Source organism: Streptococcus sp. GMD6S (assembly GCF_000297015.1).
Genome location: NZ_AJRH01000040.1, coordinates 1 through 13,025 on the forward strand (window position 1 = coordinate 1; position 13,025 = coordinate 13,025).

17 protein-coding genes, 1 tRNA gene and 1 other RNA gene are annotated in these 13,025 nt (G+C 42.2%); 15 read left to right on the plus strand and 4 right to left on the minus strand.

Translation table 11 applies throughout. From position 1 onward, the window contains the following. Window positions 1–166: 166 nt before the first annotated feature. Together pdxS and pdxT are read left to right on the plus strand one after the other, a co-directional pair. Entirely contained in the window at window positions 167–1,042 is an 876-nt protein-coding gene (pdxS, locus tag GMD6S_RS06705) for a pyridoxal 5'-phosphate synthase lyase subunit PdxS (RefSeq protein ID WP_000138527.1), read from the plus strand. Beyond that, window positions 1,043–1,624: a pyridoxal 5'-phosphate synthase glutaminase subunit PdxT gene (pdxT, locus tag GMD6S_RS06710; RefSeq protein WP_000689966.1), complete on the plus strand. Its 582-nt coding sequence runs from the start codon at window positions 1,043–1,045 to the stop codon at window positions 1,622–1,624. 19 nt (window positions 1,625–1,643) lie between these two features. Here pdxT and trhA read toward each other — a convergent pair whose 3' ends face one another. After that, window positions 1,644–2,291, minus strand: a complete 648-nt coding sequence (trhA, locus tag GMD6S_RS06715) for a PAQR family membrane homeostasis protein TrhA (protein WP_001097972.1) — start codon at window positions 2,289–2,291, stop codon at window positions 1,644–1,646. Next, entirely contained in the window at window positions 2,288–2,734 is a 447-nt protein-coding gene (locus GMD6S_RS06720) for a DUF1836 domain-containing protein (RefSeq protein WP_001087580.1), read from the minus strand. The genes trhA and GMD6S_RS06720 overlap by 4 nt, the downstream gene beginning before the upstream one ends. Before the next feature lie 134 nt (window positions 2,735–2,868). On the opposite strand from GMD6S_RS06720, the gene GMD6S_RS06725 reads away from it, so the two are divergent. The 7 genes from GMD6S_RS06725 (at window position 2,869) to trxB (ending at window position 7,223) form a co-directional block, all read left to right on the plus strand. Further along, the gene (locus tag GMD6S_RS06725; RefSeq protein WP_000405848.1) at window positions 2,869–3,363 is read left to right on the plus strand and encodes a GNAT family N-acetyltransferase; all 495 of its coding nucleotides are present in this window, start codon (window positions 2,869–2,871) and stop codon (window positions 3,361–3,363) included. Then, window positions 3,360–3,875, plus strand: a complete 516-nt coding sequence (locus GMD6S_RS06730; RefSeq protein ID WP_000812481.1) for a methylated-DNA--[protein]-cysteine S-methyltransferase — start codon at window positions 3,360–3,362, stop codon at window positions 3,873–3,875. The genes GMD6S_RS06725 and GMD6S_RS06730 overlap by 4 nt, the downstream gene beginning before the upstream one ends. A gap of 12 nt (window positions 3,876–3,887) precedes the next feature. Further along, window positions 3,888–4,244 carry an arsenate reductase family protein gene (locus GMD6S_RS06735; RefSeq protein WP_000889079.1) on the plus strand — a complete coding sequence of 119 codons (357 nt, stop codon included), beginning with the start codon at window positions 3,888–3,890 and terminating at the stop codon, window positions 4,242–4,244. Between the two features lie 156 nt (window positions 4,245–4,400). Beyond that, the gene (locus GMD6S_RS06740; RefSeq protein WP_000219156.1) at window positions 4,401–5,201 is read left to right on the plus strand and encodes an amino acid ABC transporter permease; all 801 of its coding nucleotides are present in this window, start codon (window positions 4,401–4,403) and stop codon (window positions 5,199–5,201) included. Next, window positions 5,201–5,944: an amino acid ABC transporter ATP-binding protein gene (locus tag GMD6S_RS06745; RefSeq protein ID WP_000590995.1), complete on the plus strand. Its 744-nt coding sequence runs from the start codon at window positions 5,201–5,203 to the stop codon at window positions 5,942–5,944. Before GMD6S_RS06740 ends, GMD6S_RS06745 begins: the two co-directional genes overlap by 1 nt. A 77-nt stretch (window positions 5,945–6,021) precedes the next feature. Beyond that, window positions 6,022–6,246: a DUF4059 family protein gene (locus GMD6S_RS06750; protein ID WP_000924294.1), complete on the plus strand. Its 225-nt coding sequence runs from the start codon at window positions 6,022–6,024 to the stop codon at window positions 6,244–6,246. Window positions 6,247–6,311: 65 nt separating this feature from the next. Beyond that, window positions 6,312–7,223: a thioredoxin-disulfide reductase gene (trxB, locus tag GMD6S_RS06755; RefSeq protein WP_000272343.1), complete on the plus strand. Its 912-nt coding sequence runs from the start codon at window positions 6,312–6,314 to the stop codon at window positions 7,221–7,223. Window positions 7,224–7,259: 36 nt separating this feature from the next. Here trxB and rlmB read toward each other — a convergent pair whose 3' ends face one another. Then, window positions 7,260–7,988, minus strand: coding sequence for a 23S rRNA (guanosine(2251)-2'-O)-methyltransferase RlmB (rlmB, locus tag GMD6S_RS06760; RefSeq protein ID WP_000855737.1), 729 nt, complete (start codon window positions 7,986–7,988; stop codon window positions 7,260–7,262). A gap of 44 nt (window positions 7,989–8,032) precedes the next feature. Continuing rightward, a complete protein-coding gene (def, locus tag GMD6S_RS06765) occupies window positions 8,033–8,644 on the minus strand; it encodes a peptide deformylase (protein ID WP_001272959.1) in 612 nt (203 codons plus the stop codon). Between the two features lie 155 nt (window positions 8,645–8,799). On the opposite strand from def, the gene GMD6S_RS12275 reads away from it, so the two are divergent. The 6 genes from GMD6S_RS12275 to GMD6S_RS06795 all read left to right on the plus strand — a co-directional run. Then, complete coding sequence (locus GMD6S_RS12275; protein WP_000415553.1) at window positions 8,800–10,119, plus strand: CapA family protein; 1,320 nt, start codon at window positions 8,800–8,802, stop codon at window positions 10,117–10,119. A 23-nt stretch (window positions 10,120–10,142) separates the two neighbouring features. Then, window positions 10,143–10,970, plus strand: a complete 828-nt coding sequence (locus GMD6S_RS06780) for a Cof-type HAD-IIB family hydrolase (RefSeq protein ID WP_000152922.1) — start codon at window positions 10,143–10,145, stop codon at window positions 10,968–10,970. Window position 10,971: 1 nt separating this feature from the next. After that, on the plus strand, window positions 10,972–11,607 hold the full coding sequence (locus GMD6S_RS06785) for an SGNH/GDSL hydrolase family protein (RefSeq protein WP_000290638.1): 636 nt from the start codon (window positions 10,972–10,974) through the stop codon (window positions 11,605–11,607). A 58-nt stretch (window positions 11,608–11,665) separates the two neighbouring features. Beyond that, window positions 11,666–12,013, plus strand: a transfer-messenger RNA (tmRNA) gene (ssrA, locus tag GMD6S_RS12280). Between the two features lie 58 nt (window positions 12,014–12,071). Beyond that, window positions 12,072–12,159 (plus strand) — tRNA-Ser (locus GMD6S_RS06790). A gap of 80 nt (window positions 12,160–12,239) precedes the next feature. Further along, window positions 12,240–13,025: hypothetical protein (locus GMD6S_RS06795; RefSeq protein WP_000721416.1), on the plus strand; the 786-nt coding region annotated here is incomplete at its 3' end.

Sequence of the window (13,025 nt, forward strand, 5' to 3'; positions counted from 1 at the left end):
AAAGCAGTGCTTTGAGCAACCTGCGGCTAGCTTCCTAGTTTGCTCTTTGATTTTCATTGAGTGTCAATCTGTACCCACACAATTATCCTTTTTCTATCTTGTACTTCATTCTAATCTGGCTTAAAATGAAATGGTAGCTACCAATACAAATGATGAGGATTAAGAAATGACTGAAAATCGTTATGAACTAAATAAAAACTTGGCACAGATGCTCAAAGGTGGGGTTATCATGGACGTTCAGAACCCTGAACAGGCTCGTATCGCAGAGGCTGCTGGTGCGGCAGCTGTTATGGCCTTGGAGCGAATTCCAGCTGATATTCGTGCAGCTGGTGGGGTTTCCCGTATGAGTGATCCAAAGATGATTAAGGAAATCCAAGAAGCGGTCAGCATTCCAGTGATGGCCAAGGTTAGAATTGGGCATTTTGTTGAAGCTCAGATTTTAGAGGCTATTGAGATTGACTATATCGATGAGAGTGAAGTGCTGTCTCCAGCAGACGACCGTTTCCATGTGGACAAGAAGGAATTCCAAGTTCCTTTTGTCTGTGGAGCTAAGGACTTGGGTGAAGCCTTGCGTCGTATCGCTGAAGGAGCTTCCATGATTCGGACAAAAGGAGAACCGGGTACAGGAGACATCGTTCAAGCCGTTCGTCATATGCGCATGATGAATCAAGAAATACGCCGTATTCAAAATCTACGCGAAGATGAACTCTATGTCGCAGCAAAAGAACTCCAGGTTCCTGTTGAATTGGTCCAATACGTTCATGAACATGGAAAATTGCCAGTTGTAAACTTCGCAGCTGGAGGTGTGGCAACGCCAGCAGATGCTGCGCTGATGATGCAACTGGGGGCAGAGGGTGTTTTTGTTGGTTCAGGTATTTTCAAGTCAGGAGATCCTGTTAAACGAGCAAGTGCTATTGTTAAGGCCGTAACCAACTACAAAAATCCTCAAATTCTAGCTCAAATCTCTGAAGATCTAGGGGAAGCCATGGTTGGTATCAATGAGAATGAAATCAAAATTCTTATGGCAGAGCGAGGAAAATAGATGAAAATCGGAATATTAGCCCTGCAGGGTGCCTTTGAAGAACATGCTAAAGTGCTAGAAAAGTTAGGTGTTGTTAGTGTTGAAATCAGAAATTTAGACGATTTTCAACAGCATCAGAGTGACTTGGTGGGTTTGATATTACCTGGCGGTGAGTCTACAACCATGGGCAAGCTCTTGCGTGACCAACAGATGTTGCTTCCCATCCGAGAAGCTATTTTATCTGGCCTTCCAGTTTTTGGTACTTGCGCAGGCTTGATTTTGCTGGCTAAGGAAATCACTTCTCAGGAAGAAAGTCATCTAGCGACTATGGACATAGTAGCTGAGCGCAATGCCTATGGGCGGCAACTAGGAAGTTTTTATACAGAGGCAGAATGTAAGGGAGTCGGTCAGATTTTCATGACCTTTATCCGTGGTCCGATTATCAGCAGTGTTGGAGAGGGTGTGGAAGTTTTAGCAACAGTTGATGATCAAATCGTTGCAGCCCAAGAAAAAAATATGCTGGTAACTTCTTTTCATCCAGAATTGACAGATGATGCTCGCTTGCACCAGTATTTTATCAATATGTGTAAAGAAAAAAGTTGAGAAAAGATTCTCAACTTTTTTACATGTAATAAACAATGGCGATGTATTGGAGTGCAGATGCCGCTAGGATAAAGAGATGCCAAATCATGTGGAAATAAGGTTTTTTCTTAGCGTAAAATCCAGCTCCAACTGTATAACAGAGTCCACCAGTTACCATAAGACTCCAGAAAATTGGCGTTGTTTGACTGATAATGGCAGGAATGATAGCCAGAACCAACCAGCCCATGATCAGGTAAAGGGCAAGGCTGAATTTCTCATTGACCTTTTTAGCAAAGATTTTATAGAGGATGCCAAAGATGGTCGTTCCCCACTGAATGGCAATAATCAGATAGCCAAACCAGTTATTCATCAAAGTCAATACGACCGGCGTATAAGAGCCTGCGATAGCCACGTAAATCATAGAATGGTCGATGATTCGCAAGACGTATTTGTGGGTCGAACCATAGGCCATAGAGTGGTAAATGGTTGACGAGAGGAACATGAGAAAGAGACTGATAACAAAAATAGAGACGCCAAAGGATGATAAAAACCCGTGTGCTTCATAACTATAGGTGGATGAAATAGGGAGTAGGATGAGCATGATAACGGCACCCACAGCATGGGTCACACTATTAGCAATTTCCTCTCCAAAACTGAGCTTTTTACTGAGTTTTAGACTGGTATTCATTGGATTTCCTCCTCTTCTTTGATAAGGATTAAGTCTAGAGTTTGATGATAGAGTTTAACCGTTTGACAGCTGGTTTGGATAATAGGGTTTTTTGGATCAATCCCATGGTTCATGTAGTCTACAAAAGCGTCGTAGAGCTGGTCTGAGCTCGATTGAGTTTGCAGAGTATTGAGGGTCTGAGCGATTTCTTGGATTGAAAAGACAGACTTGAGAGTAGTGATGGCAATCAAACGGGCAATCTGTTTGCGTTGGTATTTTTTCTTGTCTGGCTTTGTCAGGTAACCATGTTTGACATAGTTATTGACCATGGATGCTGTTAGCCCCTTGTCCTTATCTGGAGAGATAGGGGCACAGACTTGATTGACATAAAGCAAAACCTGATCCAGATAGAGGTCAATGTTCGGAATGTCTTCCCATTTTGGGTAGGAAAAGTTAGAATTCATTTCCAACTCCTTTTTATCTAGTTTTAATAACTAGATTATAAAATAATAAAAAACAAAAGTCAAGTTTCAACTGCTTGTAGAAAGTTTTAAATTATGCTATGATGAGAGAAACTAGTTAGAAATGAGGGGAAAAGATGGAGATTCGTTTAGCTTTTCCAAACGAAGTAGATGCCATTATGCAGGTGATGGAGGATGCTAAAAAGTGCTTAGCCAAGTCTGGTAGCGACCAGTGGCAAAATGGCTATCCAAATGCCGACATCATTATCGATGATATCATCTCAGGTCAAGCCTATGTGGCCTTGGAAGAAGGAGAACTACTAGCCTATGCTGCTGTGACCAAGAGTCCAGAGAAAGCCTATGAAGCCATTTATGAAGGAAGTTGGCAGGGGGGAGAATCAGAATATCTGGTCTTGCACCGTATCGCTGTGGCAGCAGATGTCCAAGGACAAGGTGTTGCTCAGACTTTCCTAGAAGGCTTGATTGAAGGTTTTGATTATCTAGATTTTCGTTCAGATACGCATGCAGAAAACAAGGTCATGCAGCATATCTTTGAAAAGCTAGGCTTCCAACAGGTTGGTAAAGTTCCAGTTGATGGGGAACGTTTGGCCTATCAGAAATTAAAAAAATGAAGCAGAATAAGTACACAAAAATGCTCTACCCGTCGCCAATTGGAACCTTATCCTTAGTTGCTGACGAGCAATATCTGTATGGAATTTGGGTACAGGACCAAACCCATTTTGAGAGGGGATTAGGGGATGAAACGATAGAAGAAGTTGCTAGCCATCCTGTATTAGAGCAAGTTATTTCCTATTTAGATACCTATTTCGAAGGCAGTGTTCAGGACCTATCTTACTTACCTTTGGCTCCTATTGGAACGGATTTTGAAAAGCGGGTCTGGGCTTATTTACAGGCCATTCCTTATGGACAAACAGTAACTTACGGACAAATAGCGGAAGACTTGCAAGTAGCTTCTGCCCAAGCGATTGGCGGAGCAGTGGGGCGTAATCCTTGGTCCATCCTCGTACCCTGTCATCGTGTGCTGGGGTCAGGCAATCGTTTGACAGGCTATGCATCGGGAGTCGAAAAGAAAGCCTGGCTCTTGCAACATGAAGGTGCAGCATTTCAAGAAAATAAAAAATAGAAAGAAAAGAAGATGTTAGAATTTATCGAATACCCAAAATGTTCAACTTGTAAGAAAGCAAAAAATGAACTAGACCAACTCGGTGTGAACTATAAAGCTGTCCACATCGTAGAAGAAACACCAAGTGAAGACGTGATTTTGGACTGGTTGGAAACTTCCGGTTTTGAAGTGAAACAATTTTTCAATACCAGCGGGATCAAATACCGCGAACTGGGCTTGAAAGATAAGGTGGGAAGTTTGTCAAAACAAGAAGCAGCCAAGCTTCTAGCCAGTGATGGTATGTTATTGAAACGTCCAATTTTGGTGGAGAATGGTGCTGTTAAACAAATCGGCTATAGAAAACCCTATGAGAACTTAGGTTTGAGATAGTTTTTATTTATCTCCTTGATAGGTAAAATATATAGCCTCCCTGTTTTAAAGTGTGATAAACTAGAAGATAGACAAAGTCTGATCAGCCCGTAGCAAATAATTTGCTTGCGAGCAGAAGTATGATAGAATGAATCATTATCAGGAGAGGATGTTTTTATGACTGTTACAACATTTTTAGCATCAGATTGGTACCAAAGTTTGATGCAATTCATTCCGGATGGTAAGCTCTTTAGTTTGCGTTCGGTCTTTGATGGAATTCCAAGGATTGTCCAACAACTGCCTACAACCTTGATGTTGACGCTTGGAGGTGCACTCTTTGGTTTGCTACTTGCCCTGATTTTTGCCATTGTTAAGATCAATCGTGTTAGGATTTTATATCCCTTGCAGGCCTTTTTCGTCAGCTTCTTAAAAGGTACCCCAATCCTAGTTCAACTTATGTTGACCTACTACGGAATTCCTTTAGCACTGAAAGCTATCAACCAACAATGGGGAACTGGTCTCAATATCAATGCGATTCCAGCAGCGCTTTTTGCGATTGTGGCCTTTGCTTTTAATGAGGCGGCTTATGCAAGTGAAACGATTCGTGCGGCCATCCTTTCTGTTAATCCAGGTGAAATTGAGGCGGCACGCAGTCTGGGGATGACTCGTGCGCAAGTATACCGTCGCGTGATTATTCCAAATGCAGCGGTGGTAGCGACACCGACTTTGATTAATTCCCTTATCGGTTTGACCAAGGGAACTTCTCTAGCCTTTAGCGCAGGTGTTGTGGAGGTCTTTGCCCAAGCTCAGATTTTAGGTGGAGCAGATTACCGCTATTTTGAGCGCTTTATCTCTGTTGCTCTCGTTTACTGGGTGGTCAATATCGGAATTGAAAGCCTCGGCCGTTTCATCGAGAGAAAAATGGCTATCTCAGCGCCGGATACAGTATCTACAGATGTGAAAGGAGACCTTCGTTAATGATTAAGATTTCGAATTTAAGCAAATCCTTTTCAGGACAGACAGTCTTGAATCATCTGAACTTGGATATTCAAAAAGGTGAGGTAGTGGCTTTGATTGGTTCATCTGGAGCTGGGAAATCAACCTTTCTTCGTAGTTTGAATTACCTTGAAACTCCAGATAGTGGAACGATTCAGATTGACAATTTTAAAGTTGATTTTTCTAAGATTAGCCAAGAAGAGATCCTAACCCTTCGTCGCAAGTTGTCTATGGTTTTCCAACAGTTTAATTTGTTTGAACGCCGAACAGCTCTTGACAATGTCAGGGAAGGTTTGGTTGTCGTTAAAAAATTATCGGACGAGGAAGCAACAAAAATCGCCAAGGAAGAGTTGGCCAAGGTTGGTCTTTCTGACCGTGAAAACCATTACCCTCGCCACTTATCAGGTGGACAAAAGCAACGGGTTGCCCTCGCGCGTGCGCTTGCTATGAAACCAGATGTCTTGCTCTTGGACGAACCAACGTCGGCACTCGACCCAGAATTGGTCGGTGAAGTAGAAAAGTCTATTGCAGATGCTGCCAAGTCAGGTCAGACCATGATTTTGGTCAGTCACGATATGTCTTTTGTAGCCCAAGTGGCAGACAAGGTTCTATTCCTAGATAAAGGGAAAATCATCGAGTCTGGTACACCGGATGAAATCATCAATCATCCGAAAGAAGAACGAACAAAAGAATTCTTCGCTAGTTACAAACGGACTTATATTTGATATAATAGAAAAAGGAAAACTCAGTTAGTTGGACTAGCTGAGTTTACTCTTTAAAAAAGATAGAAACGAGAGAGATCATGCTACTGCATCTATTTTCTTTGTATTTCGAGAGTTTGATCTTAACGACCATCCTTGTCGTGATTTTTCTGGGGATTTGGATCGGATTGAGAGCCATGTCTGGTGTGGACAAGACAGCCAAAGCTCGCCAAGCTCATCTCTATGATATGATTATGATTGGAGTTTTGGTCGTTCCGGTATTATCCTTTGCCGTCATGAGTTTGCTCTTGGTTTTCAAGGCATAATCCTTGCGTGACTAGCAAGAATGAGTTAGAATAAAGATAGTTACAACAAGAAAGAAGGAATAGAAATGTACGATACGATTATTGTCGGTGCTGGACCTGCGGGAATGACCGCTGCCTTATATGCTGCTCGAAGCAATCTGAAAGTGGCTTTGATTGAAGGTGGTCTGCCAGGAGGGCAAATGAATAACACATCTGATATTGAAAACTATCCAGGTTATGCTAATATCAGTGGACCTGAATTGGCTGAAAAGATGTTTGAACCACTTGAAAACCTTGGAGTGGAGCATCTTTATGGCTATGTTGAAAACATTGAAGACAAGGGTGACTTTAAGAAGGTAATCACTGATGATCAAGTTTACGAAACCCGTACTGTCATTGTAGCAACTGGTTCTAAACACCGTCTTTTGGGAGTTACCGGAGAAGAAGAACTGAACAGTCGAGGTGTTTCTTACTGTGCGGTCTGTGATGGAGCTTTCTTCCGTGATCAAGACTTGCTCGTAGTTGGTGGTGGAGATTCAGCGGTAGAAGAAGCTCTCTTCTTGACTCGCTTTGCCAAGTCCGTCACTATTGTTCACCGTCGAGATGAACTTCGTGCCCAAAAGGTTTTGCAAGACCGTGCTTTTGCAAATGAGAAAGTCAACTTTATCTGGGATTCTGTTGTCAAGGAAATCAAAGGTGAAAACCGAGTAGAATCTGTCGTATTTGAAAATGTAAAAACGGGTCAAGTGACAGAGCAAGCCTTCGGTGGTGTCTTTATCTATGTTGGTTTGGATCCTGTTAGCGATTTTGTTAAAGAATTGAATATTCAAGACCAGGCAGGCTGGATTGTGACAGATAACCACATGAAAACTGGAGTTGACGGTATCTTTGCGGTTGGGGATGTTCGCCAGAAAGACCTTCGCCAAGTAACAACAGCAGTTGGAGATGGGGCTATCGCTGGTCAAGAAGCCTACAAATTTATTACAGAACATAGTTAAGAAAAAAGTTTCCAATCAAGTGATTGGAAACTTTTTTTATAGTCGGTTTCGGAAAACTTCGTACATGAGAATGGCTGCAGCGACACTGGCATTGAGACTTTGAACATGCCCATTCATGGGAATAGTAATCATTTCATCGACCTGTTTTTTGATGTTGCTGGAGATGCCTTTTCCTTCATTTCCGATGATGAGGGCGATTTTCCCTTTTGTATTCCACTTGTGGCAAGGGGTACCGTTCATATCCGTTCCAAAGGTCCAGAAGCCTTCAGCCTTGAGTTTGTCTAGGGTTTGACTGAGGTTGGTCACTCGGGCAATCGGTACATGCTCAATAGCACCTGTGGCCGTTTTGGCAACGACAGGAGTCACTCCGACAGCACGGTGCTTGGGAATAATGACACCTGAAACATTGGTCGCATCAGCAGTCCTTAAGATAGAACCTAAATTATGGGGGTCAGTTAACCCGTCCAGAATCAATAGCAAAGGATTTTCTTCTTGTCGTGTTTTGGAAAGGATGTGATCCAGATCGCTATAGGCAAATTCGGACACTCGTAGAACAAAACCTTGGTGGACAGCGCCTTCAGTCATCTCAGAGAGGGATTTTTTTGAAGTCCAAGAAATGGATACCTTCTTTTCTGTAGCCAGTTCCTTGACTTTCTCAACATTCTTACCTCGAAGATCTTCTTGGAGGTAAAGTTTATTTCCAGTGTTTGCAAGGAGGGCTTCAGTAACGGCATGGACGCCATAGACAATATCATTTGTTTTCATGCATCTATTATAACACAAAACCCCGTCTTGCAACGGGATTTTCTTTATTCCAGAATCAGTAAACCATCTTTAACAGCAAATGGATCTTTTTCATTGATACGATCGTAAAACATGATTCCGTTTAGATGATCAATTTCATGTTGGACAACGATAGAGTTGTAACCTTTGAGCTTGATTCGGTGTTTTTCGCCATCCTTGTCAAAGTAATCAACAGTGACACGGGCATGACGGACAACATAGCCTGGAACGTTTCGGTCAACAGAAAGGCAACCTTCTCCTTCGCCAAGAGCAGCGTCCTGAACAGAGTGAGAGACAATTTTTGGATTGTACATAACAGCTTGCAAATCGTAGGCTTCCTGAGGAGTTTCACCTTCTTCTACAATATTTGGGACCAAAACGGCGATAATGCGTTTTGAGATATCCAGCTGGGGAGCGGCCAATCCAACTCCACCGCGGAGTCCCATCTTTTCAGCCATAACAGGATCTTGGGAATGTTTGAGGAATTGCATCATCTTTTCACCAAGGATGATTTCCTGGTCAGACAGTGGGAAAGTAACTTCCTCAGCAACTGCGCGAAGTGTCGGATTCCCCTCGCGGATAATATCGTTCATATCAATTAAGTGAGCAGCTTTTGTAATACGTTCTATTGCAGACATTTTCTCTCCTTTCATTACCTCTACATGATAACACAAAATAGGCGAGAAAGAAAGTCGCAGAAGTTCCTAAAAAATAATATAATAAACGGTATTCCTCTTTTGTCTGTGGTATAATAAAAGAAAAGACTTGCACCAAAAGACAAGGGGGAATAAAGATGGAAAAGCGACAAGATAGATGGTCTCAGGGCTCTCTTTATGGGATGTGGAGAACTAGTGTGGATTTCTTTCAGAATTATAAATCCTGGACCAATGCCCAGTTTATTATTGTGTTATTGCTTGCAGTTGCCTTATCCATGGGGGGAAACTTATTAGTTCTAGCAGTACAAGGTAGTAAGGGAACAAGCCCTGGTAGCCAAACTCTTGATTCTGCTAGTACATCTGGTCAATCCAAGGAAGATCAGTCTGGTGAAACAACGGCACGTATCATGGCAAATGGTGACCTTCTTTATCATATCCCTATCTACCGAACAGCTCTTAAAGAAGATGGGACCTATGATTTCCATGAAAATTTTGAGTATGTAAAACCCTGGCTCAAACAAGCGGATTTGGTGATTGGTGACTTTGAAGGAACGGTGAACAAGGACCACTATTTGGCAGGTTATCCTCTCTTTAATGCACCAGGAGAAGTCATGGATGCGATCAAGGATGCAGGCTACCAAGTTCTAGACTTGGCTCATAATCATATTTTGGATTCTCAAATTGAGGGAGTGGTTTCAACGGCTCAAGCTATTGAAAAGGCTGGAATGACACCCATCGGAGTCTACACGCATGAATCCCGAGACCAAGCCCCTATAGTCATAAAGGAAGTCAATGGTATCAAGGTAGCTCTCCTAGCCTATTCTTACGGTTTTAATGGCATTGAGCAGTATATCTCTCAAGAGGACTATAATCGCTATCTTTCTGATTTGAATGAAGATAAGATGAAGGCAGAAATCGAGCGTGCAGAGAAGGAGGCGGATATTACTGTCATCATGCCTCAGATGGGAATTGAGTACCAGCTAGAACCAACGGAAGAACAGAAAACACTGTACCATAAGATGATTGACTGGGGAGCAGATATTATCTTTGGAGGGCATCCTCATGTCGTTGAACCTGCTGAAACGGTTGAAAAAGATGGTGACAAAAAACTGATCATCTATTCCATGGGGAATTTCCTCTCAAATCAACGCATTGAAACCATGCAAGATGAGGAAAATGCCAAGTGGACGGAGCGCGGTGTTCTCATGGATGTGACCATTAAGAAAAAAGATGGAAAGACAAGGATTGAAGCTGCCAAAGCGCATCCTACTTGGGTCAATCGAACACCCAAAGGGATTTACTCTCCAGAAGGCTATCCGCTTTTCCTCTATCAGACCTATATCCTAGAGGACTTCATCGAGGGAGGCAGTCATCGTGACAAGTTGGACGAGGCGACCAAGGAACGAATTGACACGGCCTATAAAGAAATGAATGAACATGTAGGGTTGAAGTGGTAGGTGCTCACCCTAAAGGAGATATGATGACGATTAAATTGATTGCAACAGACATGGATGGAACCTTGCTAGACCAGAGGGGGCAGCTGGATCTGCCCCGCTTGGAAAAGATTTTAGATCAGCTGGATCAAAGGGATATCCGTTTTGTCATTGCGACAGGGAATGAAGTTCACCGTATGAGGCAATTACTAGAACACTTGGCGAGTAGAGTAGTTCTAGTCGTTGCCAATGGGGCGCGTATTTTTGAAAACAATAAACTGATTCAAGCGCAGACCTGGGATGATGCTATGGTTGACAAGGCTTTAGTTCATTTTAAAGGGAGGGAGTGTCGAGATCAGTTCGTCGTTACCAGTATGAATGGGAGTTTTGTCAAGGAAGGAACGGTTTTTACAGACCTGGAAAAATTTATGACTCCAGAGATGATTGAAAAACTTTACCAAAGGACAAATTTTGTGGATGAGCTAAACTCAGACCTCTTTGGAGGAGTTCTAAAGATGAGCATGGTCGTTGGTGAAGAACGTTCTAGTTCAGTTTTGCAGGAAATCAATGACCTCTTTGATGGTCGTGTAAGGGCTGTTTCTAGCGGTTATGGCTGTATCGATATCCTGCAGGCTGGGGTTCACAAGGCTTGGGGATTGGAAGAATTACTCAAGCGCTGGGATTTGACATCAGAACAAATTATGGCTTTTGGTGATAGCGAAAATGATGTTGAGATGTTGGAGATGGCTGGAATCGCCTATGCTATGGAAAATGCTGATGATGAGGCCAAGGCAGTTGCAACTGCCCTAGCTCCAGCTAACAGCCAGGCGGGCGTTTATCAAGTTCTAGAGAATTGGTTAGAGAAAGAGGGATAGGGTGGCAGTACAGTTATTAGAGAATTGGCTCTTAAAGGAGCAGGAAAAAATTCAAACCAAGTATCGTGAATTGAATCAAGTATCTGTTCTAGAACCAGATATGATTTTTATCGGCGATTCGATTGTAGAATACTACCCTTTGCAAGAGTTACTCGGGACTACCAAGACGATTGTTAATCGTGGCATCCGAGGTTACCAGACGAGATTGTTATTAGAGAATTTGGATGCCCATCTTTATGGTGATGCTGTCGATCAAATTGTTCTCCTAATAGGAACAAATGATATTGGAAAAGATATTCCCATGAATGATGCTTTGGATAATCTTGAGCGTGTAATCCAATCGATTGCCCGAGATTATCCGCTGTCACAAATAAAGCTCCTTTCCATTTTGCCAGTCAATGAGGGAGAAGAATACAAGCAGACAGTTTATATCCGAACCAATGAAAAGATTAGAGAATGGAATCAAGCCTATGAGGCTCTAGCATCCGCCTATATGCAGGTAGATTTTGTGCCGATTTATGATAGTTTGGCAGATTCAGAAGGGCAACTTCAATCAGCCTATACAACGGATGGCCTCCATCTAAGTGTAGCCGGTTATCAAGCATTATCAGATGCTTTGAAAACGTATCTGTTCTAAAGAATTGGCTTGATTTTGCATTTTTTTTGAAGATAGGTTATAATAGTTCTAACATCCTGGGGTCGTTACGGATTCGACAGGCATTATGAGGCATATTTTGCAACCCGTGTGGCGACGTAAACGCTCAGTTAAATATAACTGCAAAAAATAACACTTCTTACGCTCTAGCTGCCTAAAAACCAGCAGGCGTGACCTGATTTGGATTGCTCGTGTTCAATGACAGGTCTTATGATTAGCGAGATACGATCAAGCCTTGTCTAGTGGTTTGATAAGAGATTAATAGACTCGCAGTTCCTAGGCTTGAGTTATGTGTCGAGGGACTGTTAAAACAATACATAACCTATGGTTGTAGACGAATATGTTAGCAGGTGTTTGGACGTGGGTTCGACTCCCACCGGCTCCATTATGAACAGGTATACAGTAGATTTTTTCCAAATTGTATCCAATTACTTTAGTGTGTTAGTGGAGAATTACTCAAGAGGCTGAAGAGGACGGTTTGCTAAATCGTTAGGTCGGGTAACTGGCGCGGGGGTTCGAATCCCCCATTCTCCGTTAGATGAACCCAGTGTTTTTCTAAACAACTATCCTTGGAGGTGGTCTCCAAGAGTAAATTTTTCATAAAGAGGTGAAACATGAAAAAGATTAAGTTACTAAGTATCTTAGCACTCTCAACAGTTGTCTTGGGTGCATGTTCTGCATTGTCTAATCAGTCATCTGAAGCTTCTTCTGATGACAAAGAGAAAACGGAACAAGTTGAGAAGAAGGATGAAGCAGCGGAAGTTAAAGAGAAAGTCACAAAAGATGCTGAAATTCTCCTAGACTCTGTTCTCACTAGCGACTCTGCACGATTCAAGAAAATTTATGGTGAAACCTATGAAAAATGGACTGAGGCCATTTTTGCAGTGCAAACAAGTGAAAAAATCAAAGAAGAAGGGCTTTCACCTGCATCTACATACTCAGTACAATGGCACAAAGATTTCCCTGTAGAAACTCCAGAAGAAACCATTTCAGGTTTCTTGAAGATGAGACGTAGATTATATCAAGATATCGGTTCTTACACTGTTAAAGATGTGAAGGTTGATGAATCAGGAAATACAGCAACTGTTACTTTCAACTCTAAGAAGTTACACTCTAAAGGATTGGCTTCATCTACAAGGGAAGTTCTCACTACTCTTATTGGAGGTGTTGATAACCTAGGTAAATACAATCAAGCTGGTTCAAACGTTGACATCAAGCGTTACCAAACATTGGTTTCTTACTGGATTTTTGAGCATCTATTCAAGAAAGATTTCTCAACCTACAGTGACGTTGACCCTAACTTAGCTCATACACCTTTCACTACTGGTGATTTTGATACTGAAATCAAATTAACAAAGGATAAGGATGGAAACTGGCTGATTTCTCAAGAAGATTACCGT